The sequence below is a fragment of the Saliphagus infecundisoli genome (assembly GCF_020177375.1).
GTDB classification, from domain to species: Archaea; Halobacteriota; Halobacteria; order Halobacteriales; family Natrialbaceae; genus Saliphagus; species Saliphagus infecundisoli.
In genome coordinates this window covers 87,160-108,796 of the sequence record NZ_JAIWHV010000005.1, presented here as the reverse complement: position 1 = coordinate 108,796, position 21,637 = coordinate 87,160, and the positions used below count along the sequence as shown (strand labels likewise).

20 protein-coding genes and 2 pseudogenes are annotated in these 21,637 nt (G+C 68.6%); 12 read left to right on the top strand and 10 right to left on the bottom strand.

The features are described 5' to 3' along the window. The first annotated feature begins 137 nt into the window (after positions 1-137). Together LCF40_RS09685 and LCF40_RS09680 are read left to right on the top strand one after the other, a co-directional pair. Complete coding sequence (locus LCF40_RS09685; protein WP_224828305.1) at positions 138-1,034, top strand: MBL fold metallo-hydrolase; 897 nt, start codon at positions 138-140, stop codon at positions 1,032-1,034. A gap of 77 nt (positions 1,035-1,111) precedes the next feature. Beyond that, entirely contained in the window at positions 1,112-3,049 is a 1,938-nt protein-coding gene (locus tag LCF40_RS09680) for an AMP-dependent synthetase/ligase (protein WP_224828304.1), read from the top strand. Here the strand turns inward: LCF40_RS09680 and LCF40_RS09675 are convergent, their stop codons facing one another. After that, on the bottom strand, positions 3,050-3,262 hold the full coding sequence (locus tag LCF40_RS09675) for a hypothetical protein (RefSeq protein ID WP_224828303.1): 213 nt from the start codon (positions 3,260-3,262) through the stop codon (positions 3,050-3,052). It abuts the gene before it with no gap. A 165-nt stretch (positions 3,263-3,427) separates the two neighbouring features. Between LCF40_RS09675 and LCF40_RS09670 the strand changes: the two genes are divergently transcribed. Continuing rightward, a complete protein-coding gene (locus tag LCF40_RS09670; RefSeq protein WP_114575944.1) occupies positions 3,428-4,198 on the top strand; it encodes a DUF7260 family protein in 771 nt (256 codons plus the stop codon). Between the two features lie 447 nt (positions 4,199-4,645). On the opposite strand, the gene LCF40_RS09665 is transcribed toward LCF40_RS09670, so the two are convergent. The 3 genes from LCF40_RS09665 to LCF40_RS09655 form a co-directional block, all read right to left on the bottom strand. Next, positions 4,646-5,410, bottom strand: coding sequence for an ABC transporter ATP-binding protein (locus LCF40_RS09665; protein ID WP_114575946.1), 765 nt, complete (start codon positions 5,408-5,410; stop codon positions 4,646-4,648). Positions 5,411-5,510: 100 nt separating this feature from the next. Continuing rightward, a complete protein-coding gene (locus tag LCF40_RS09660) occupies positions 5,511-6,410 on the bottom strand; it encodes an NmrA/HSCARG family protein (RefSeq protein WP_224828302.1) in 900 nt (299 codons plus the stop codon). Between the two features lie 162 nt (positions 6,411-6,572). Further along, on the bottom strand, positions 6,573-7,289 hold the full coding sequence (locus tag LCF40_RS09655; RefSeq protein ID WP_224828301.1) for an alanyl-tRNA editing protein: 717 nt from the start codon (positions 7,287-7,289) through the stop codon (positions 6,573-6,575). 137 nt (positions 7,290-7,426) lie between these two features. On the opposite strand from LCF40_RS09655, the gene LCF40_RS09650 reads away from it, so the two are divergent. Both LCF40_RS09650 and LCF40_RS09645 read left to right on the top strand, forming a co-directional pair. Next, positions 7,427-8,530, top strand: a complete 1,104-nt coding sequence (locus tag LCF40_RS09650) for an RNA-guided endonuclease InsQ/TnpB family protein (protein ID WP_224828300.1) — start codon at positions 7,427-7,429, stop codon at positions 8,528-8,530. 444 nt (positions 8,531-8,974) lie between these two features. Continuing rightward, a pseudogene (locus LCF40_RS09645) lies at positions 8,975-9,136 on the top strand (RNA-guided endonuclease TnpB family protein); the annotation flags it as partial. Positions 9,137-9,175: 39 nt separating this feature from the next. Here LCF40_RS09645 and LCF40_RS09640 read toward each other — a convergent pair. Continuing rightward, on the bottom strand, positions 9,176-10,324 hold the full coding sequence (locus LCF40_RS09640; RefSeq protein WP_224828299.1) for a thiolase family protein: 1,149 nt from the start codon (positions 10,322-10,324) through the stop codon (positions 9,176-9,178). Between the two features lie 130 nt (positions 10,325-10,454). Here LCF40_RS09640 and LCF40_RS09635 point away from each other — a divergent pair, with 130 nt between their 5' ends. Both LCF40_RS09635 and LCF40_RS09630 read left to right on the top strand, forming a co-directional pair. After that, on the top strand, positions 10,455-12,437 hold the full coding sequence (locus tag LCF40_RS09635) for a beta-propeller domain-containing protein (RefSeq protein ID WP_224828298.1): 1,983 nt from the start codon (positions 10,455-10,457) through the stop codon (positions 12,435-12,437). A gap of 80 nt (positions 12,438-12,517) precedes the next feature. Next, on the top strand, positions 12,518-13,123 hold the full coding sequence (locus LCF40_RS09630; RefSeq protein ID WP_380682643.1) for a DUF5806 family protein: 606 nt from the start codon (positions 12,518-12,520) through the stop codon (positions 13,121-13,123). 7 nt (positions 13,124-13,130) lie between these two features. Here LCF40_RS09630 and LCF40_RS09625 read toward each other — a convergent pair whose 3' ends face one another. From LCF40_RS09625 to LCF40_RS09615, 3 genes are all read right to left on the bottom strand, one after another. Then, the gene (locus LCF40_RS09625) at positions 13,131-13,628 is read right to left on the bottom strand and encodes a DUF7529 family protein (protein ID WP_224828296.1); all 498 of its coding nucleotides are present in this window, start codon (positions 13,626-13,628) and stop codon (positions 13,131-13,133) included. Positions 13,629-13,745: 117 nt separating this feature from the next. Next, entirely contained in the window at positions 13,746-14,000 is a 255-nt protein-coding gene (locus LCF40_RS09620; protein WP_114575952.1) for a DUF7127 family protein, read from the bottom strand. A 60-nt stretch (positions 14,001-14,060) separates the two neighbouring features. Then, the gene (locus tag LCF40_RS09615) at positions 14,061-14,759 is read right to left on the bottom strand and encodes a lipoyl protein ligase domain-containing protein (RefSeq protein WP_224828295.1); all 699 of its coding nucleotides are present in this window, start codon (positions 14,757-14,759) and stop codon (positions 14,061-14,063) included. Between the two features lie 52 nt (positions 14,760-14,811). On the opposite strand from LCF40_RS09615, the gene LCF40_RS09610 reads away from it, so the two are divergent. Together LCF40_RS09610 and LCF40_RS09605 are read left to right on the top strand one after the other, a co-directional pair. After that, positions 14,812-15,678, top strand: coding sequence for a DUF8155 domain-containing protein (locus LCF40_RS09610; protein ID WP_224828294.1), 867 nt, complete (start codon positions 14,812-14,814; stop codon positions 15,676-15,678). 56 nt (positions 15,679-15,734) lie between these two features. After that, positions 15,735-16,205, top strand: a complete 471-nt coding sequence (locus tag LCF40_RS09605) for a PaaI family thioesterase (protein WP_224828293.1) — start codon at positions 15,735-15,737, stop codon at positions 16,203-16,205. On the opposite strand, the pseudogene LCF40_RS09600 reads toward LCF40_RS09605, so the two are convergent. Then, positions 16,204-16,287, bottom strand: a pseudogene (locus LCF40_RS09600) (DUF4385 domain-containing protein); the annotation flags it as partial. The gene LCF40_RS09605 and the pseudogene LCF40_RS09600 sit on opposite strands and share 2 nt — an antisense overlap. Further along, on the bottom strand, positions 16,284-16,865 hold the full coding sequence (locus LCF40_RS09595; protein ID WP_224828292.1) for a cysteine hydrolase family protein: 582 nt from the start codon (positions 16,863-16,865) through the stop codon (positions 16,284-16,286). The pseudogene LCF40_RS09600 and the gene LCF40_RS09595, both read right to left, overlap by 4 nt. Before the next feature lie 91 nt (positions 16,866-16,956). Here LCF40_RS09595 and LCF40_RS09590 point away from each other — a divergent pair, with 91 nt between their 5' ends. From LCF40_RS09590 to LCF40_RS09580, 3 genes are all read left to right on the top strand, one after another. Beyond that, positions 16,957-18,828 carry an Hvo_1808 family surface protein gene (locus LCF40_RS09590; RefSeq protein ID WP_224828291.1) on the top strand — a complete coding sequence of 624 codons (1,872 nt, stop codon included), beginning with the start codon at positions 16,957-16,959 and terminating at the stop codon, positions 18,826-18,828. 65 nt (positions 18,829-18,893) lie between these two features. Next, positions 18,894-20,375, top strand: a complete 1,482-nt coding sequence (locus LCF40_RS09585; protein WP_224828290.1) for an Hvo_1808 family surface protein — start codon at positions 18,894-18,896, stop codon at positions 20,373-20,375. A 38-nt stretch (positions 20,376-20,413) separates the two neighbouring features. Next, on the top strand, positions 20,414-21,634 hold the full coding sequence (locus LCF40_RS09580) for a nicotinate phosphoribosyltransferase (protein ID WP_224828289.1): 1,221 nt from the start codon (positions 20,414-20,416) through the stop codon (positions 21,632-21,634). The last annotated feature ends 3 nt before the right edge of the window (positions 21,635-21,637 follow it).

Sequence of the window (21,637 nt, the reverse complement as noted above, 5' to 3'; positions counted from 1 at the left end):
ATATACTATGGTAGAGTATTTAGTCCTGCTGTGAGACGGATGGGCGTGGGGGTTGGTCGCGTTGGCCTCCCCCTGGCGGTTCCGGACCGTCCGTCCGGGACCGGGAGCTACTTGGACGCGCCCGTCGGGCTACCGGTATGGGAATCGGAGACGTCCGCACGGTCGGCGACTGCGCCGACCTCCACTACGTCGATACCGGGATGTACGGGACGTCGGAGTACGGCGCGGTCTACCTTCTCGACGACGACCGGCCCGCGATAGTCGAGTCGGGGATCGGGACGAACCACGAGCTGATCCTCGACGCGCTGGCGGAGGTCGGGATCGACCGCGAGGAGCTCGCGGTCATCGCGGTCACCCACGTCCACCTCGATCACGCCGGTGGCGCGGGCTTTCTCGCCGAGGCCTGTCCGAACGCCGAGGTCTACGTTCCCGAGGTGGGCGCCCACCACCTTGCCGACCCTTCGCGGCTCGTCGAGGGAACGAAGCGCGCGGTCGGCGACCAGTGGGAGTTCTATGTCGAACCCGAGCCGGTCCCCGAGGATCGCATCACGGGGATCGAGGACGGCGACGCCATCGACCTCGGGGGCCACGAGCTCCGGGTCCACGAGGCTCCCGGCCACGCTCCCCACCAGGTCGTCTTCGAGGACCCCGAAAACGACGCCGTGTTCACTGCTGACGCCGCCGGCATCTGGGTGCCCTCGATGGGAGTCATCAGGGAGACCAGTCCCCCACCCCAGTTCGACCTCGAGGGCTGTCTCGCCGACATCGAGACCCTCGAGGCTCTCGACCGATCGACGCTGCTGTTCACTCACTTCGGGCCCAGGGAGCGAGGGGAGGTCCTCGAGCAGTACGGGGAGGTACTCCGCGAGTGGGTCCGGGCGGTCGAAGAAAAGCGCGCCGAACTGGGCGACGACGAGGCTGTGATCGACCACTTCGCCGAGGCGACCGAGATGGGCGAGGTCTGGGGCGAGCGCAAGGCCCGTGCGGAGGCGGCGATGAACGTCCGGGGCGTCCTCGCCTCTCTCGATCGGTGACTCCGGGTCGGTAAACGGGACCCCCAGTGCGAGGAGTTTCCTCACGTTTTATCGTTCGCGAGCCGTTCTCAGGGAGTATGGACTGGCTGGACGCCGAGCGCGCGTACGACGACGAGGTCATCGGGCAGACGACCCTCGGGCGGCTGTTCGAGGACAGTGCCGAGCGCAACCGCGACCGGCCGGCCCAGCGCTACAAGGGCGGGATCTACGACCGCTCGCTCGCCGGGACCGCCTTCTCGCCCGCCCGCGAGGGCGAGTTCCGGACGATCTCCTACGCCGAGATGCGCCATGTCGTCCGCCGGCTCGCCGCCGGCTTTCGGGACCTCGGCCTCGAGGCCGGCGACCGGGTCGCGATCTTCGCGGACACGCGCATGGAGTGGGCCCAGACTGACTTCGCCGTCCTCGCCGCCGGCGGGGTCGTCACGACCGTCTACAGCGGCTCCGGCCCCGAACAGGTCCGCCACCTGCTCTCGGACCCCGACGCGAGCGCGGTCGTCGCCGCCGGCGACGACGAACTCGAGCGGGTTCTCGACGTGGCGGACGGGCTCGATCTCGACGTTTTGGTCTCGATGGACGAGTCGGCGATCGCCGGCGAGTGCGAGGACGTCCACACGCTCGGGGAGGTTTACGAGCGCGGGGCGGAGCGCTTCGACCGCGAGGCCTACGAGGGCTGGATCGACGCGGCCTCGCCCGGCGACCTCGCGAGCCTGATCTACACGAGCGGGACGACGGGCCAGCCCAAAGGGGTCCGGCTTACCCACCGCAACTTCCGGACGAACGTCAATCAGGTCCGCAAGCGGTTCGCGCCGCGTCCGGACAAACCGGAGGGGGCACCGTCGATCGGTTCGGGGACGGAGACGGTCTCCTACCTCCCGCTGGCCCACGTCTTCGAGCGGCTGGCGGGCCACTTCCTGATGTTCGCGAGCGGCGCCTGCGTCGCCTACGCTGAGAGCCCCGACACCCTCCAGGCCGACTTCGCCGCCGTGTCGCCGACCTCCGCGACGAGCGTCCCTCGAGTGTACGAGAAGATCTACGACGGGGTCCGCGAGCAGGCCAGCGAGTCCGCGACGAAAAAGCGGATCTTCGAGTGGGCGACCGACATCGGCGTCGCCCACTACGAGGCTGCGGATCCGGGTCCCGTTCTGGAGGCGAAACGCCGGCTGGCCGACCGGCTGGTCTTTTCCCAGGTCCGGGAGGCCCTCGGCGGGGAGATCGAGATGCTGATCAGCGGCGGCGGGAGCCTCTCGGCGGAGCTCTGTACGCTGTATCACGCGATGGGGCTCCCGATCTACGAGGGGTACGGCCTGACAGAGACCTCGCCGGTCGTCACCGTCAACCCGACCGAGGAGCCCAAGGTCGGGACGATCGGCCCTCCGGTTTCGGACATCGAGATCGAGATCGACGAGTCGGCGGTCGATCCCGAGACGTTCTCGGACGCCGGCGAGGTCGGCGAACTCCTCGTCCGGGGGGAAAACGTCACCGACGGTTACTGGTCGGACCCGGCGGCGACCGACCGGGCCTTTTCGGATGGCTGGTTTCACACGGGCGACGTCGTCCACCTGCGTCCCGACGGCTACGTCGAGTTCCGCGAGCGCTCGAAACAGCTCCTGGTGCTCTCGACGGGGAAAAACGTCGCGCCGGGGCCGATCGAGGACGCCTTCGCCTCGAGCGAGGTCGTCGAGCAGTGTATGGTCGTCGGCGACGGCGAGAAGTTCGTCGGTGCCCTGATCGTTCCCAACGCCGACCGCGTCCGCGAGTGGGCCGCCGGCGAGGGGATCGACCTCCCCGACGACCCTGAGGCCCTCGTCGCCGACGACCGGGTCGAGGAGTACGTCGAGCGGGAGGTCGAACGGGTCAACGAGGGCTTTTCGCGCCACGAGCGGATCAAAGAGTTCCGGCTCGTCCCCCGGGAGTTCACCGAGGAAAACGAGATGCTGACCCCGACGATGAAGAAGAAACGCCGCGTCATCCTCGAACGCTTCGACGAGAAGGTTCGGGAGCTCTACGAGGAGTAGCTACCGGCGGTCGCCGAACTCGTCGAACCAGGAGGCATAGAGCAGGTACGTCGGCGCGAAGACGACCGCGCCGAGGAGAACGATCGCGACGGCGACGTTTCGGAGGATGCCCTCGCCGGCAACGGTGCCGACCGCGAGGACGGAGACGGCCGCGAGGAGGGACCCGAACGCGATCGCCGCGGCGCCCCCGAACCGATCGTTCCCCGAACCCATACGCTCGCTTCGGCCCCGCGGGGAAAAACCCCGTCGTCGTCCCGTTCCGTCCCGTCGCCGTCGATCCGGCGGCCGCCGGCGAGACGCCCCTTCGCCTCCTCCGGGTTTTGCCGGTAATAATTAACGACCCGACACGTTTAAGTCGGGGCCGGCGAAGGGGTCGGTATGCCCTCCGACGGCCCGGCCGGCGTGGAGCGTTCCTCCGAGGGGAGCCTCGAGGACGCCCGGCGGGCCGTCACGCGCGAGCGCCGTCACCTCGCGGACGAGCGCGCCGCGTTCGCCGGGTTTCGCGAGCGTGTCGAGGATCTGGACGTCGTCCGTTCTCGGGGCGGGGCGCCCGCCCGATCGCGGGAGGTCGGCGGCGGGATCGCTCGGGTTCGGGAGGCCTACGCCGACACCGTGATGGCGGTCCCCCACTACCGCGAGCGATTCGACGAGGACCTCACGGAGAACGTCGCCGGCGAACTCAGCCCCGAACTCGCCGCTGCCCTCGCGCGCCACGACCGCCTCCGACCGTACGTAAAGCGGTCGCTGCTGACGGCGGCCGACGCCGCGATCGGTGGTCGGACGACGCTGCTCTCGATCATCGATTCGGAACTCGAGTCGATCGCCGACCTCGACGAGCGCCTCGAGGGGATTGAAGCGGAACGGGCGGCGATCGTCGGCCAGCCGATCGACCGCATGGAGTTCAACGCGCTCAGACTCTCTCGTCGGCGGCTGTGCGGGCTCGAGGAGCGGTGTGACGACCTCGCCGCCGAGCGCCAGGCGACCCTTGGGGACGGCTGTCGGTCGTCGCCCGCCGGCGACGACCTCGGGGAGTACCTGTACGCCGACTGCGAGAGCGTCCACCCGTTGCTCGCGGCGATCGCGGCGACCGGCCGGCGGATCGAGCGGGACCTGGCGGGGGTCGAGGACAGATTGGTCGCGGTCAAGTAGGGTGCCACAGAACAGTTCACAAGCGGTTCTATTCAGGGTGTATTTGATGAATTCCGTGCTCACTGCAGGTGCTTACTGTGCAGTTGAGTAGACCTCGGCCCATAGATACACAATCCCAAGTAGCGAGATGAATACACCCAAACCGGTAGGTATCCATTCGCTTTGCACGGCATAGAGAGACACCTGCACCAGCCCTATTCCCACCATTGCTATCCCAATAGCTGTCTTGAGTAGTCTGCGTTCCATACTTAGTAAGAATCCAATATCCTGATAGTTATTTCGTTGTACTGACCGATATGAGTATTCCCTCTACTGAGCGATGCTGAGTAGTAGCGGGCAGAGTGTGTGACCCGTTATATGACACCCTCCGCGATCAACGGCTGATTCTCGAGCCATACTTAGTTCGACCGGGGCGAGGTACCCGCCGGTCGTTCCAGACCAAGGCTCTCAGACCGCTTCCTCGGGTTCGGCGTACTCGCCCTCGTCGGTGACCGCGAGGAAGGCATCCTCCAGGCTTCCCTCCTCGCCGGTCTCCGCGCGGCGCTTGAGCTCGGTGGGAGTGCCCTCGGCGACCAGCCGGCCGTCGTGGAGGACGCCGATCCGGTCGCCGAGTTCGTCGACGACGGGGAGGATGTGCGTCGAGAGGAAGATGGTCATCTCCCGATCCGCGAGGTCGGCGATCGTCTCGCGCATCGTCCGGGCCGCGCGGGGATCGAGCCCGCTCGTGGGCTCGTCGAGGAAGGCGACGGCGGGCTCGTGGAGTACCGCCTGGATGACGCCGACCTTCTGGCGCATTCCCTTCGAGTAGGCCTCGATGCGCTTGTCGGCGTCGCCCGTGAGGTCGAAACGCTCGAGCAGGCGTTCGATGCGCGCTCCGGACTCCTCGCGGGGCAGGTCCCGGAGCCCGGCGACGTACTCGAGCTGTTCGCGCCCGGTGAGTTCGTCGTAGATCGGGGGCTCCTCGGGGAGGTAGCCGATGTGGGGGGTGACGGCGTCGCGCTCGGCGATCGAGTGGCCGGCGACCCGCGCCGAGCCCGACGTCGGTTTCGTGAGCGTCGTCAGCATCCGCATCGTCGTCGTCTTTCCCGCGCCGTTTGGACCCAGAAAGCCGTAGACCGTGCCGGGGTCGATCTCGAGATCGAGCTCCCGGACCGCGTACTCGTTGCCGTACCGTTTCGTCAGCGCGTCGGTCTCGATCGCGAGGTCGGCCATGCGCCGACTTGTTGGCGAATCGTAATAACCGTATCCCTCCTCGATGGCCGCCGGCTGTCCGACCACGGACGGTGGAGGGTCCCGCGTTGCGACCGTCGGCCTACAGCGCCTTGACCCAGCCGGGGGTCGAGGCCATCCCCTCCTTGTCCTCCCAGCCGTTCTCGCGGAGGTACTCCTCGAGGTCGGCGAAGTCGAAGCCGAAGACGTCCTCCATGGCGTCGATGTCCGCGCTGTAGCCCTCCTCGTTGAACCACTCGCACATGACGGTGAACTCCTCGCCGAAGGAGTCGTAGGCGTCCTCGATCGGGACGTGGACGGCCTCGACCTCCCGGCCCGTCACCGTAGAGAGAACGTCGGCGGTCTCCGCCAGCGTCGCCTCGTCGCCCGCGAGATCGATCCGTTCGCCGACGAGCTCGTCGGGATTTTCGAGGGCGACTGCGGCGGCATGGCCCACGTCGTCTACGTCCACCATCTGGAGGGAGACGCCCTCCTCCAAGGGCAAGGCGAGCTGGCCGTCCTCGACGATGTCCTCGGCGAACGCCTCGAGGTTCTGGAAGAAGAAGACGGGCTTGAGCACGGTCATGGGGAGGTCCAGATCCTGGGCGTGCTGTTCGATCTCCCAGGCGGAGTCGAAGTGAGGGACGCCGGTCTCCTCGTCGTGGCTTCCGACGCCGCTGAAGACGAACTGGTCTACCCCCTCCTCGCTCGCGACATCGGCGAGGTTCTCTCCCTGCTGGACCTGGCCCTCGTAGCCCTCCGTCCAGAAGTTCGTGACCGCAAAGATCCGGTCGGCGTCGCCGACGGGTCCTCGGAGACTTTCGGGGTCGTCCAGGTCGCCCTCGACCATCTCCACGCCCTGCTCTGCGAGCTCCTGGGCCCGGTCGCCGGCTGCGTCCCGGGTCAGCCCGTGGACCTCGAGTTCGCCCGACTCGAGCAGGTGCTCGACGACGGCACCTCCCTGGTTGCCGGTCGCGCCCGTGACGAGGACGGTGTCGGCCATCTCAGTGGCCCTCCTCGTCGGTGGCGGTCGTCGAGACGGTTCGAATCGGCTGCCGGAACTCTGGTTGTATCACGTTACCTGATTCGGCCGCGAACCTATATATCGCTTCGGCGACAGTCGGGTTACCCGATGACATCGGCGTCCCCGAGAACCGTTCGCACTCTACTCGAGTTCGAACCGGAGTCGCTCCTCGCCGGCGCCCCGGCTCTCCCGGCCCGTGACGGTGACGGGGCCGATATCCCTGGTGTTCTCGACGTGGGTGCCCGCACACGCCGTCCGGTCGAAGGGAGCCTCGGGGTCGCCGATCTCGACGATCCGGACCTCGCGGATCGACTCCGGGAGGAGGTCGAGGCGGGTACGTCCGGGATCCAGGCCTGCTTCGGCGTCCTCGCGATCCATCGTGTACCACCGGACGGCGAGTTCGTCCTCGACGAGGTCGTTCATCCGGGCTTCGACGTCGGCGAGTTCTTCTTCGGAAAAGCGATCGTAGGCACAGTCGAGGCGGGCCCGGTCGGCATACAGCTGGTTTCCGGTCGCCGCCGCGTCGAACTCGGCGAGGACGATCGCGGAGAGGAGGTGCTGGGCGCTGTGATACCGGCTGTGGGCCCGTCGCCGGTCGGCATCGACCGCTCCCTCCACGACGGTTCCGACTGCGGGTGGCTCCCGGTCTACGTGGTGGTAGATCGTATCCCGTTTCTGGACGTCGGAGACGGCCCAGGACTCGCCATCGGCGGCGAGCGTTCCCCGATCCGCGGGCTGGCCGCCGCCCTCGGGGTAGAAGGCAGTCCGATCGAGGACGACCCGGTCGCCGACGACGCGCTCGACCGTCGCCTCGAACTCGAGGAGACTGGAGTCCGAGAGGGAGAGCGCCTCGGTCATCTTTAGTCAGCGAGGAAATCCCACCGTCTGTGGCGGGGAGGAATCGCGTGAATCACGTTGGAAAGCCGCCGACGAAAGCCGGCTGGCTCCCCGACGGAGCCGATACCAATATAAATGTATAGTTTCATATATGATGTATGGTGGAGACCCGTCGCACCGTCGTCGCCAAGCTTGACGTAGACGACAGCGACGCGACTCTCCTCCACAAAACCGTCGAGGAGTATCTGTGGGCCGCCAACTACATCGTTCGCGACGCATGGCAAGACGACTACAAGCCCACCTCCAAGACGAAACTCCACGAACGGACGTATTCGGCTGTACGGGGCGAAACGAGACTTCAAGCGAACCTCGTTCAGTCGGCACGGAACAAGGCCGCCGAAGCCATCAAGGGCGTCGTCGCTCGATGGAAGAACGGCAAGAAGTCGTCACAACCGCACTTCACGACGCCCTCGGTTCGCTACGACAAGCGGAGTGCCACGTTCCACGAGGACTACGTGTCGCTTTCGACTGTTAATGGGCGTGTCGAAGCCAAGTATGTCCTGCCGCCGGAGGGCGAGAATCCGCAGACGAAGTACCTCCGCAACGACGACTACGAGGTTACAGGAGCGACGTTACAGTACCGCGACGAGACGGACACCTTTTATCTCCACATCGGAACGAAGGCCGACGTGGAGCCCGAGATACCGGACGAAGGCGACACCGAGCACAGCACAGTCCTCGGCGTCGACCTCGGTATCGAACAAATCGCCGTCACGTCAACCGGGATGTTCTGGAACGGTGCTTACCTGAACCATCGTCGCCAGGAGTACGAGCGGATTCGTGGCAACATCCAACATACGGGTACCGAATCGGCCCACCGAACCATCGAACAGATGGGCGACCGCGAAACGCGGTGGGTCGAGGACTCCCTCCATCGAATCTCGAAAGCGATCGTTCAAGAAGCCGTCGCGCATGGCTGCTCTCACATCGCCTTCGAGGACCTGATCGATATTCGGGACCGAATGCCCGGCGCGAAGAAGTTCCACGCATGGGCGTTCCGACGCCTGTACGACTATACCGCCTATAAAGCGGAGGCCGAAGAGATCGCAACGACGCAAATCGATCCGGCCTACACAAGCCAACGGTGCTCACAGTGTGGGACGACGCTTCGGGAGAACCGGCCGTCGCAAGCGGAGTTCCGGTGTCAGCAAACGGTAGCGAGGAGCCTCCTTCCTCAACGAGCGACCGACGGGAGCGAGTAGGGTGGAGAGGAATCGCGTTGCGAAGCTGGACGAAACCGCAAGGATTAGGCCGTCTCCGCCCGTTATGTGAGATACTGCCGTCCTCGCACAAGCCGGGGTCGGTAGGAGCCACGAGTAAACTGGCTCCCGTGGTGCGACGGCGTGGCCGTCGCACCCTATACTCGGGAACGACGACCGCGAACGGGTTCGATCCCCGTCCCCAGTGTTGGGGTAGAGTGAGAGAACACCGGGAATTAAATCGGCGGGACAATCCACGGAACGGATCCGGTAGGCGGGTCGCAGCAACAACTCCGACCCGCCGTCCGCCCGTGGACGGGAAGAGGAAGCCGGGCCGCGCCCTTGCATGGGGTTGCGGGGTACAATGTCGTTGCGGTAAAGCCCCGCCCTCAAGGAGTGACCGACCGCCGCAAGGCGGGAGGGTGCGAGTAGGGCGGGGTAGTTTACAAGTGCGGTTACGAGGTCAACGCGGATTACAACGCAGCGAAGAACATCGGGTTCAAGATGCTCCGTGCGGGGCAAAAGTCTCCGCATGGAGGGGCGACACGTCACCTCGCCCTGAAGTCGGGGACGCTGAACGTGAATGGCGAGCATTCGCCTGCCGGGTAGATTCGGCCAGAACGGGAGTCCACCGACAAGCTCCGCCCTTTAGGACGGAGAAGGTGACACGGTGAACTCGATTGCGGCGCCCTGGCCGAAGCCGACACAGAGCGTCGCGAGTCCGCGACCACCGCCCCGTCGCCCGAGTTCGTGGAGCAACGCCACGGGGAGTCGCGCGCCGCTGGCACCCAGGGGATGACCCAGCGCGATCGCACCGCCGTTGACGTTGAACCGCTTAGGATCGATGCCGAGTTCGTCGCGGGCGTACACCGTCTGGCTCGCGAAGGCCTCGTTGAGTTCGACGAGGTCGTACGCCTCGATCTCCCGATCGACGCGCTCTAGGAGCGCTCGGGTCGCGGGGACGGGCCCGATCCCCATCACGGTGGGATCGACGCCCGCGACCGCGTTGCTCCCGACCTCGGCCATGATTTCGAGGTCGTGGTCGTCGGCGAACTCGCGGCTCGTCACCAGAAGGGCGGCGGCGCCGTCGGAGATCTGGGAGGCGTTTCCGGGGGTGACCGTCCCCTCCGACTTGAACACGGTAGGGAGCCCCGCGAGGGTCTCCATGTCGGTGTCTCGGCGGATCCCCTCGTCCTCGCTGACCTCGCCCTCGTCCGTTTCGATCGGGACGATCTGGTCGTCGAAGCGGCCCTCGTCGGTCGCTTCCGCCGCCCGCCGGTGGCTCTCGAGGGCGTACTCGTCCTGGCGCTCCCGGGAGACGTCGTACTCCTCTGCGACCTTCTCGGCGGTCATCCCCATCTGGAGCTCGCCGACGTTGTACTCGGTGGCGAGCTGGGGATGGAGGTGGGACGTGCCCTCGCCCATCGGGTTCCGGGACATGTTCTCGACGCCGCCGGCGACGATACAGTCGCGCTGGCCCGCCCGGATCGCGTCCGACGCCGAAATGATCGCCTGCATCGAGGAGGCACACCAGCGGTTGATCGTCGTCGCCGGCACCTCCTCGCCCAGCTCCGACAGGAGGGCGATCACCCGCGCGAGGTTGTTGTCCTGTTCGCCGCGTTGCTGTGCACAGCCCCACATCAGGTCGTCCACGTCCGATCCCGAGAGGCCGGTTTCTTCGAGTATCTCGTCGATCAGCGGGATCGAGAGGTCCTCGCTTCGCACGTCCGCGAAGACGCCGTCCTCCTTGCCCTGTGGGGTCCGCACTGCCCGCACGACGACCGGGGTCCGTGTCATACCCCTCGTATGGGCCTCGCGGCCTTAAATCACGGTTGAACTGCGGGCGACGGGTTCGGAGTTCACGGAGGGTGAAATCCGCGTTTGAGCTTGGGATACGCCCTTTTCTGCGGGGATCGTCGGCTCAGCCATGGCGTCTACACGAACGCTGGCGGCCGTCGCCGTCGTCGCCCTGCTCGTCGGATCGGCCGTCGGCCTCGCGGTGGGTGGCGTCGTCGATGCCCCCGGCACGGACCAGTCCGACGGAGACGGGGACTTCGATGATTCCGACGATCCCGATGACCGCGACGAACGCGACGACGGCCTCGCGACGGACGAGGCCGACGGGCCGGCGATCGACCGGTTCGACTCCGCGGCGGCGTTCGCGACCTATCTCCAGGAGTCCCGGGCGTCGGCCCCCGTCGGACAGGCCGGCGCCGCCGACGTCGCCGTGGCCGATGACGGCGCCACCGAGACCGGCGTCGCGGAATCCGCCACCGTCGCCGAGGGGGGCGACGCCGCCCCGGCCGGCGAGGATGGACCCGCGCGCCACTCGGAGACGAACGTTCAGGTCGAGGGGATCGACGAGCCCGACCTCCTCAAGAGCGACGGCGAGACGGTCTACTACGCCGGCTCGCGCTCGCAGGACACCGGCGGGACCCACGTCCTCGACGCCACGGAGCCCGCAGACCCCAAGGCGATCGGCGAAATCCCCGCCGATGGCGAGCTCCTGCTCGCCAACGACTCGCTGGTCGCTCTCGAGAGCGACCGGCTCCGGGGATACGACGTGAGCGAACCCGCCGCCCCCGAGCCAGCCTGGAGCAGCGGACTTGAGGGTCGGATCGAAGCCGCACGCCTCGCGGGCGGCGACCTCCTGCTGGTCGTCGCCGAGCGGGCCGACCCGACCGACCCCTGCCCGGTCGAGCCCCTCGGCGGTGACGGCCCCGCGATCGACTGTACCGACGTCAGCTATCCCGCCGACCAGTCGGACGCCGACACGGTCTACACGGCGATGCGGATCGACCCCGCGAGCGGTGAGGTCGAGGACGACGCCAGTTTCCTCGGCTCGGGACGGGCGACGGCGACCTACGTCTCGGGGACCGCGATCTACCTGACCTACGCCGACACGCCAGACCGCGCCGGCCAGCGCCTCGAGTTCCTGCTCTCGGAGGGCCGTGAGTACCTCGACGACCGCGCGATCGCCCGTCTCGAGGAACTCCAGGAGTACGACCTCTCGGAACCCGCGACCCGTGCCGAGATTGCGGCGATCGAGCGCGAGTGGCGCACCGGCCTCGATCGGGGGGAGCGCCGGACCGCAGTCGACGATCTCGAGGAAGCCTGGGAGACCTACGTTGAGGACAGAAAGCGCTCGTTCTCGCGGACGGGGATCGTGAAGCTCCCGACCGACTCGTTGTCGGTCGCGGCGACCGGCAGCGTCGCCGGGACGCCGCTCGATCAGTGGGCGATGGACGAACACGACGGCAATCTCCGAATCGCGACGACCGTCGCCGCACCGGGGGTCGAGAGCGAGAACGACCTCGTCGTGCTCGACTCCGATCTCGACCCTGTCGGCGCCGAGCGGGGGATGGGCGAGGGCCAGGAGGTGTTCGCCGCGCGCTACCAGGGGGACACCGCCTACCTCGTCACGTTCCGGCGGGTTGATCCGTTCCACGTGATCGACCTTTCGGAGCCGACCGACCCGACCGAGGAAGGCGAGCTCGAGCTGCCGGGTTTCTCGACGTACCTCCACCCGCTGGGCGACGACCGGGTGCTCGGGATCGGCGAGGAGGGGGGGTCAGTGAAGGCCGTGGTTTTCGACGCGAGCGATCCGACCGACCCGGTGATCGAGAACGAGCGCATCCTCGACGACCGGTGGTCGGCGGTCCGTGAGTCTCACACCGCCTTCCTCATCGACGAGCGCCACGGTATCTTCTTCCTGCCCGGCAGCCAAGGGGGACACGTCTTCGACTACGAGGACGGCCTCGAGCGGGTGCGGACCGTCGAGACCGACGGGCCGGCGCTGCGAGCGATGTACGTCGAGGACTACCTCTACGTTTTCGGCGACGAGGAACTGGTGGTCGTCGACGAGACGACTTGGGAGGAGGAAGCCTACCTCGACCTGCGCGGGGACTGATCGACCACTCGGCCACGGCAACCCTTTTGACCGACGGTTGGCAACGGGAGTCCATGTCGGAGGAGCCGCGGTCGCCCCCGATGGGGGAGGACAGAGACGACGAGGCCGCCGACGGCGAGTACCCGGATTCGGGCGCCGGCGAGCGGGCCGACGAGGAGTCGATGCCGGGGGTCCCCGAGGAGCCCGATCAGGAGGAGGTCCCCGAGGACGTCCGGAAGTACGCGAAGTTCCAGAAGATGGACGGCGCCGCCTACGAGCGGGTCAACGAGTTCCTCCGGGACCGGACTTATATCACGGCCCGCGAGTGGGCGATCGCACGGCTCTGTGCGGACTTTCGGACCGAGACCGGCGTCGAGATGACCAAGATCGGCGAGAACCTCCCCGAACTCGTCCCGTTCATGACCGACACCTACTCCCCGCAGGCGGTCAACCAGGCCCGTTCGTCCTTCGAGGACAAAGTCAGAAAGTCGGGCGCGACGTTCCTCTACGGCGCGATGTCGGACTTCTTCACCGCCGAGGAACTCGACGACGTGATGTACGAATCGACGGAGGTCGCGAAGTTCCTGCTGGAGGTCGAAGGGGTGGATCTCTCCGTTGAGGAGGAACTCGAGGCCGAAGAACGGATCTCGGCGGTGATGCGAGAGGTCCGGGCGGCCAGCGAGCAACTCCGCGAGGAAGGCGAGTAAGAGCCCGCTACCCGCCGCTCTCTCCGCTTTCGGCGTCGCCCGCGAACAACGATGGCTCGGCGTGGGAGAAGGTGAGCCACCGGTCGCCTGACGGCGTTCGGAGGTGGATCGGAAGCTCCCCCCGGTCCTCGGCGACCTCGAATAGGTCCTGGCTCCCGGCGCGCCGGTAGAAGATCGGCACCGTCACCGCGACCTCGCGCTCCTCGTCGCGCTCGACGGCGAGGACGAACACGACTCCCTCGACGGCGTGGCTGAAGACCTCGACGGAGTCGAACTCCGCCCGGTCGAAGAGCTCCTCGATGGCCTCGTACTCGTCGTCGGCGACCAACACGCTGAACCCGAAGCGGTCGTGGTCGGTCGAGGCGACCGCCGTCACGTCGCCGGGATCACACTCGACGACCTCCCAGCCGGCCTCGCGGTACTCCGCCGCGATATCGGCCGCGTCGGCGAGAAACGTCGGCCAGACCTCCGGGCCGAGCCCTTCGGTCGGGGAGTCGCCGGTCATCGCTTGCCCCCTGCCCGCCCGGTCGCCGGGCTCGAGGGGGTCGGCTCGTGCCGTCGGCTCGGTTCGTCCATACCTCCCGGAGGGGGACCCTGAGAGAAAGGGTTGCCCATCCCGAGGTCAGTTCCCGTCGGCGGGGCCCCGGATCGTGAGCACGCCGTTGTTGGCGGTCACGCCCTCGGCGCCCTCGGGGAGGTCGAACTCGAACTGGTCGCCGTCGGTCGTCGCGATGACGGTCCCGCCGACGACGTCGACCTCGAGGTCGCCGGCCCCCGCCCCGAAGTCGACCGTGATCTCGCTTTCGCCGTCGGCCGTCACCGTCCGGGCGATCGCGGTCTCGTGGTCGACCGACCGCAGCGTTCGTGGGACTCTCATACCTGAACGGAGGGGCCGACGCTACCTAAGGGCCACGCCGGCAGTCTCCAGCCCCCTCGCTCACCCGTCTCCGGCTCCATCGCCGGCAGTATCGACCACTTCGACCGGGCCATCGCCGGTGAGCGCGTCCTCGAGCCGGCGCCGGACCCGCGTCGCGTCTCGGGGGCCGTCGGCCGCGGCGACACTGCCGACGGTCTCCGGATCGAACGGAACATCGAGGGCGCCGTAGACGGCCGCGAGCGCGTCCGTGAGGTCGTCGGCGGCGGTGACCAGGAGGACGCCCGCGGCGACCGCGGCGTCGGCCCGGACGCGCTGGGCGACGCCCGCGAGTTTGCCGTCCTCGCCCGACAGCGAGTGCGATCCCGGACAGAAGGAGTTCTCCGGTTCACCCCGCTCGACCGCGACGCCCAGTCCGGCCAGGCCGTCGGCGACGTCGCCGAGGAGTCGGTCGTAGCGGTCGGCGATCCCCGTCCGCTCTCGCCCGACCGGTTCGGCCCGGGCGAAGGCGACCGTCGTCGCCCCGTCGAAGGCGACCGCGCGCCCGCCGACCGCCCGCTCGACCGGCTCGAAGCCCCGCCTCTCGGCGATCTCCCGGGCCCGGTCGTAGCCCGCGCGTCGGCGGTCCCGCCGGCCGAAGGCGACCTGTCGGCGGGGGATGCCGACCGAGACGACGGGTCCCTCGTCGGCGAGCGAGAGCACGGCCTCGCTCGCCGAGCCGTCGGGCGCGCGGAGGACGCGCGTCGGTGCTGGCGGTGCCATACCGGGAGGAGGGACCGACGCGCCTAAACGCTCCCGGCACCCAGGGGCGCCGATGAGCGGGGATCGGACGATCGAGTTGAGTGCGGGGACGCTCGAGCGTTACGCCCGGTTCTCGCTTTTCAACTCGCCGTACCCCGCCCACGACGAGGGTCGGGCGATCGACCTCTACCCCGGCGGGCGCGCCGGCGAGGGGTTCGACGGCGAGCCGGCACCGTCGCCGGTCGCAGGGCGAGTGCTCTCGATCGAGACCGTTCGGGCACCCGCGGGGCCGGTGGGGATCGACCGGGACTACCTGATCGTCATTTCGTGTACGGCACCCGACTCGGCGAGGGGACTCGCAGCTAGGATCCTCCACGTCGACCCGTCCGTCGAACCCGGCGACGAGGTCGGGATCGGCGACTCGCTTGGCACCCTGGTCCGGACGGGGTTTTTCGACCCCTGGGTCGGCGCCCACCTCCACGTCGGCTTTCGCCCGCTCGAGGCCGACCACCGTCGGGCGTCGGGCTCGCTTCCCGTGACCGTCGGCGCCGACCTCCGCCCGGTTCCCTGGGACGGGACGGGGAGAGTCGCCGCAGTGGGCGAAACGTACGCCGTCCTCCGCGGGTCGGGTTCGGGAACACTCGCCGGCATCGGGGCCGACGGCGGCGGGGTGCTCGATGGCGGGCTCCCTCACTACGCGGCCGGCGGTCTCCTCGGCGGACCCCAGGGACCCGTCTCCTTCGGCGGCGAGCGTGTCGGCGTCGCCGACGGCCGAACCGTCGCCTGGGACGATCTCGGGGTCAGGGCCAACGGCGACCCTGCGACCGGCCTCTCGCTTTCCTGTGGCCTCGAGCCGGGCGTGACGGTCGTCTCCCCCGGCCACTCCCTCGAGGCCGGCGAGCGAGTCGAGGTTACGCTCGAGCGCGAGAAACGCCGGTAAACGGGCCGGGCCGGAAAACCGCCGGAGCCAAACCGTCGGCGACCGATCGAGGGGACATGACCGACGACCGCGACTTCGACTCGCTCGCCGCCGTCCTCCAGAGCTACATCGACGACCACCACGAGTTCCTCTCCTGGCTCGGCGCGGGCGTCGAGGCCGTCGAGCGCGGCGGCATGGTCATGTCGATCCCCTACGACGACAAGCTCACGAACGGCCGGCCCGGAACCGACGGGGAGCGCACGCCCGACATTCACGGCGGCGTCGCCGCCACCCTCGTCGACACGACGGGGGGGCTGGCGCTCCGGACCGAACTCGACGACCCCCTCTCGGGGGCCATCGCGACGATCACCCTGAACGTCAACTACCTCCGGCCGGCGACGGGAGACCTGCAGGCGACCGCCGAAGTCGTCCGGGCGGGCTCGACCATCGGCGTCAGCGAGATCATCGTCGAGAGCGAGACGCCCGACGGCGATCGGGAGCCGGTGGCGATCGCACAGGGCGCCTACCGGATCTTCCGGGACGATTGAAGATGCCTTCCTCGCCGCGGCCGATCTCGTATCGGTCTGGGTGGTCCCGGAAATCGACGTCGTACTCGGGGTCGTCGCTCATCGCGCGAACCCGACCTCCTCGCTGTCGGAGACCTCGCCGAACAGCCACGCGGCGTGCTCCAGGGCGTACTCCCTGTGCTCGTCTTCGATCGCGCCGATGCAGTCGGAGACGAGGACGGTCCGGAAGTCCCGAAGCCCCGCGCTCCCGGCGGTGTGGAGCACGCAGACGTTCGCGAGGGTACCACAGATCACGAGGTTCCGGATCCCTCGCGCGTCGAGCCAGCCCTCGAGCTCGGTGTCGTAGAAGGCGTCGTAGGTGTGTTTCTCGACGACGAGGTCGTCGTCGCGGACGTCGAGTTCGGCGAGGAGTTCGGCGTCCCAGGAGCCCTCGAGGACGTGTTCGCCCCAGCGGTCGAACTCGTCGTAGGAGTGGGTGCCCTCGAACTGTTCGGGCGGGTGGACGTCGCGGGTGTAGACGATCCGGGCGCCGGCCTCGCGGGCGCGGGCGACGAGGTCGGCGATCGGCCCGACGACGCGCTCGCTGCCGGGGGCGTACAGCGAGCCCTCGGGGTGGGCGAAGCCGTTTTGCATGTCCACGACGACGACCGCCGTCCGGTCGGGATCGAGCGTCCCCTCCATGGACGAGGCGTGGGCCGCGAGGAAAATAGGTCTGCCGTCGCGCGAGGGATACGCTTAAGGCGCCAACCTTCCGAATGCGCACAACCCACACATGTCAGCCCGTTCGACCCGCCTCGTCGTCGCCCTCCTCCTGGCGGCCGTCGTCGGCGCCGGCGTCGCCGCGGCCGGAACGGCCGTCACCGCCCAGGAAGAGGCCGAAAACGAGACCGACGAACTCGTCGCCGACTGTGCCGCCGAGATGCCGGCTGACTACGCCGATCCCGCCGAGGGCAACGACACCGTCGGCTGGGTCGGGGGCTACTGGTACGACGAGCCCCTCGACATCGAGCGCGAGGACGGGCTGAACGAGACCGAACTCGACGCGCTCTCGGCGCGGGCGGCCGCCCGGTTCGAGGCGCTGCGGTGTCTGACCTTCGAGGAACTCCCCGAGATCGACGTCGTCTCCCGCGAGGAGTTCGAGTCCGAGAACGCCTTCGCCAACGTCACCGAGGACGAACGCGCCTTCGACAACGCGATGCTCGAGACGATGTTGCTGGTCGGCAACGAGACCGACTCGATCGACGTCCGCGAGGAGGAGCGGGCGGCCGTCGTCGCGGGCTACTACGACTTCGTCGAGGAGCGGATCGTGGTCGTCAGCGAGGACCCCGGGTCCGTCGAGATCGACGAGGGGGTCCTGGCCCACGAACTCGGCCACGCCCTCCAGGACCAGCAGTTCGACCTCGATAGCTACGAGCGGCCGACGACCGACGTCGACAACGGCGTGCTCGGGATGATCGAGGGCGACGCCCAGCGGATCGAGTACCAGTACTCGGAGCGGTGTGAGGCCGGGCGGTGGGCCGAGCCCTGCCTGAGCGAGAACGCGACCGCCCAGGGTGCGGCCGCGGGCGAACCCCCGAGCTGGGGGCTGTACTTCATGGGCTACCAGCCCTACAGCGACGGCCCGTCGTTCGTCGAGCACGTCTACGACGAGGGCGGCTGGGACGCCGTCAACGGCGTCTACGAGGAGATGCCCTCGACGTCGGTCCACACGATCGATCCCGAGAGCTACGGCGAGTTCACCCCCGAGGACGTGACCGTCGCCGACGAGAGCGGCGACGACTGGGAGCGTATCGAGCGCCCACAGGGCCCCGACTACGACGTGATCGGCCAGGCGGGGCTCTCGGCGATGTTGATGGATCCGGCCTACGACGGCTCGCCGATCATCCCGCCCGAGGAGTTCCTGAACATGGAGGGCGGCGAGGCCAACCGGACGGACCCACTCGAGTACAATCACCCCGAGACCGACGGCTGGGTCGGCGACCGGCTCTACGCCTACGGCGACGGCGAGGAGACGGGAACCGTCTGGAAGCTCGCCTGGGAGGACGGCGAGGAGGCCGCCGAGTTCGCCGACGCCTACGAGCAACTGATAGAGATCCGGGGCGGCGAGGCCGTCGAGGACGCGAACCGAACCTACGAGTTCGGTGCCGAAAGCGAGTTCGGCGGCGCGGTCACCCTCGAGCAGGAGGACGACCGGCTGTGGATCGTCACCGCGCCCTCCGTCGAGGAACTCGGCGAGATCCATGACGTCGCCGACGCGGCGACGGACGCCGACGGCGAGAACGAGGAACCGGACGATGCCGACGCTGGCGGCGAGAACGACACCGACGACGAAGGGACCGCCGACGCTGACGCCGACGACGACGGCGCGGATGACGAGGCCAGCGACGAGGGTGGAAACGGCAACGGCAACGAGGAGAGCGAGGACGTCGACGACGAAAGCACGAACGGCTCCGGGAGCGTCGCGAACGATTCCGAGACTGGCAACGCGACCGGCGACGAGAACGTATCCGACGACGCTGATGCCGAGGCGGCTGGCGAGACCGAGAGCGACGGGGCGATCGATTCCACGGCCGCCTTCGCCGGGGTCGGACTCGTCCTCGTCGTTCTCGCGGTCGCCGCCGCCCTGTTCGTTCGGCGGCAGTAGCCGCCTTCTTCTCCCGGCGGTCGCGGGCCGGAAACGCTTTTTCGACACGGGCCCTCGCTCCCGCCGTGCGACGCCTTACCGCCCTCGGTTTCCTCCTCGTCGCCGCCCTCCTCGCGCTGACGGCCGTGGCGCCGGCGGTCTCCCCGGCCGAGGAGCGACTCCGGGTCGAGGCGGGCGACCTCGACGACGACCGTCCGCTCGGGGAGGTCGCGGGCTACACGGCCGAGGAACCCCTCGAGATCGACGCCGACGAGCTCTCGCCGGCCGACCTCGAAGCCCTGAAATACCGCTCGATGGCCCGGATCGAGGAGATCCGGGGGCTCCGGTTCGAGGAGGACGTCGCCCTCGAGGTCGTAAGTCGCGAGCGCTATCGCGCGGAGTCGAGCCGCGAGGGGGAGGCGGGACCGTTCGTCAACGAGGTGTGGCGCGGCGCGTTCGTCGTCGGCGAGACCGACATCGACGATGCGCTCGCCGGGGTGTACGGCGACGCGGTGGTCGGCTACTACTCGGACGGCCGGATCGTCCTCGTCGTCGAGGAGCCGGACTCGTTGCGGCTGAACCGCGCGACGCTGGTCCACGAACTCGTCCACGCCCTCCAGGACCAGCGGTTCGGTCTCGGTCGCGAGGGGGAGACGATCGACGAACGGCGGGCCGAGACCGGGCTGATCGAGGGCGAGGCCGGGTACGTGCCGGCGCTCTACGACGACCGTTGCGGGGAGTGGGAGTGTCTCCCCCAGGACGGGGAGGAGCGGGCCGAACTCCGCGAGCGGCCGTTCGACGTCGGCCTCTTCCTCTCGATCTACGCGCCCTACGCCGCGGGGCCGTCGTTCGTCGCGTCCCTCCGGGAGACGGGGGGGTGGGAGGCCGTCGGCCGGGCGTTTGAGGAGCGGCCGGCGAGCACCGAACAACTGATCCATCCCGAGCGGTATCCCAATGACCGCCCCGAAAACGTCTCGATCGAGGACCGTTCGGACGACGGCTGGGAGCCGTTCACCGAGGAGGACGGGGACGGAAACGCGAGCGCGGACCTCCGGACGGAGACCGTCGGCGAGGCGACCCTGTTCGCGACGCTGTTCGAAAACGGCGTCGTCTCCCGCCCGATCGACGAGGGCGCGGGCGACCTTGGGCAGTATAACTACTCCCACCCGGCGACCGACGGCTGGGCCGGCGACACGTTCCTCGCCTACCGCGGTCCGGGAAATCGGACCGGCCACGTCTGGGAACTCGCCTGGGAGAGCGACCGGGACGCCGCCGAGTTCGCCGACGCCTACCGCGACCTGCTCGAGGAACGCGGCGCCGAGCGGATCGGGGCCTCCGGGGAGACCTATCGGATCCCGGAGAACCGCCCGTTTTCCGGCGCCTACCGGCTGACCGTCGCGGGCGACCGGGTGACGGTCGTCGGCGGGCCGACCGCCGATGCTCTCCAGGGGATCCGGCCGACGGGTGCGGAGCGAGCGGCGTCCCTGCCCGGACCAACTGCCCCGCCCGGAGCGACGGAACTGGCTCCGCAGGCGGGACCGACCGCGGCGCGGGCCGAACCGGGCTAACGGGTAGCTTTTTCGCCCCCGGTCGGAAACTCGGGGGTATGACGAACCCGTTCGGAACCGTCCCGCCGGAGGCGATCCTCGAAGGGCGTGCAACCGACGCCTACTTCGACCGCACCCGCGAGACCCTGGCGCACGCCGGGAAGAACCCCCACGTCGTCGCCGAGGTCACCGCAGACCAGTTCCCGACCGGCGAGTTCGAGGTCCTCACGGGCATCGCCGACGTCGCGACCCTCCTCTCGGGTCGGTCGGTCGACGTCGACGCACTCCCCGACGGCCAACTGTTCGACGGCGGCCCCGTCGCCCGGATCGAGGGCGACTACCTCGCCTTTGCCGAACTCGAGACCGCCCTCCTGGGACTGCTGTCGCAGGCGAGCGCCTTTGCGACCGCCGCCCTCGAGGTCCGCCGGGCCGCGCCCGACTCCCGGGTGCTCTCCTTTGGCGCCCGCCACGTCCACCCCAGCATCGCCTCGGTCGTCGAACGCGCCGCCCTGCTGGCGGGTCTCGACGGCTTTTCCCACGTCGCCGCCGGCGAGGTCCTGGGGCGGGAGGCCAGCGGCACGATGCCCCACGCGCTCATGTTCTGTTTCGGCGAGGGCAACCAGGCCGACGCCTGGGCGGCGTTCGACGAGGCCGTCGCCGAGGACGTCCCCCGAGTCGCGCTGACCGACACCTTCTGGGACGAGAAAAGCGAGAGCCTGCTCGCGGCCGAGACCGTCGAGGATCTCGCCGGCGTCCGCCTGGACACGACGGGCTCCCGTCGTGGGGACTTCCGACACATCGCCCGCGAGATCCGGTGGGAACTCGACGCCCGGGGCCACGAGGACGTCGAGATCTTCCTCTCGGGCGGGCTCGGGCCCGGGGATCTCCGGGAGTTGCGCGACGTCGCCGACGGCTTCGGCGTCGGCGGCGCGATCACCGACGCCGACCCGGTCGACTTCGCGCTCGACATCGTCGCGCTCGACGGCGACCCGGTCTCGAAGCGCGGGAAGCTCTCGGGGGTCAAGGAGGTCTACCGGACGCCCGAGGGGGGTCACGGCGTCGCCCTCGCGGACTGCGGGGAGCCCGACGGGGACGAAGGGGATGAAGGAGAGGCCCTGCTCGAGCCGTTGATCCGCGACGGCGAGGTGGTTCGCGAGGAGAGTCTGGCGGCGGCGACCGACCGCTGTCTCGCCGACGCGGAGGCGGTCGGCTTCAGCGTAATTCAAGGTGGAGCCTCCGGCCTCGAGGAGCGACCGGAGTGTAGCGAAGGGAGCGAGTAGGCC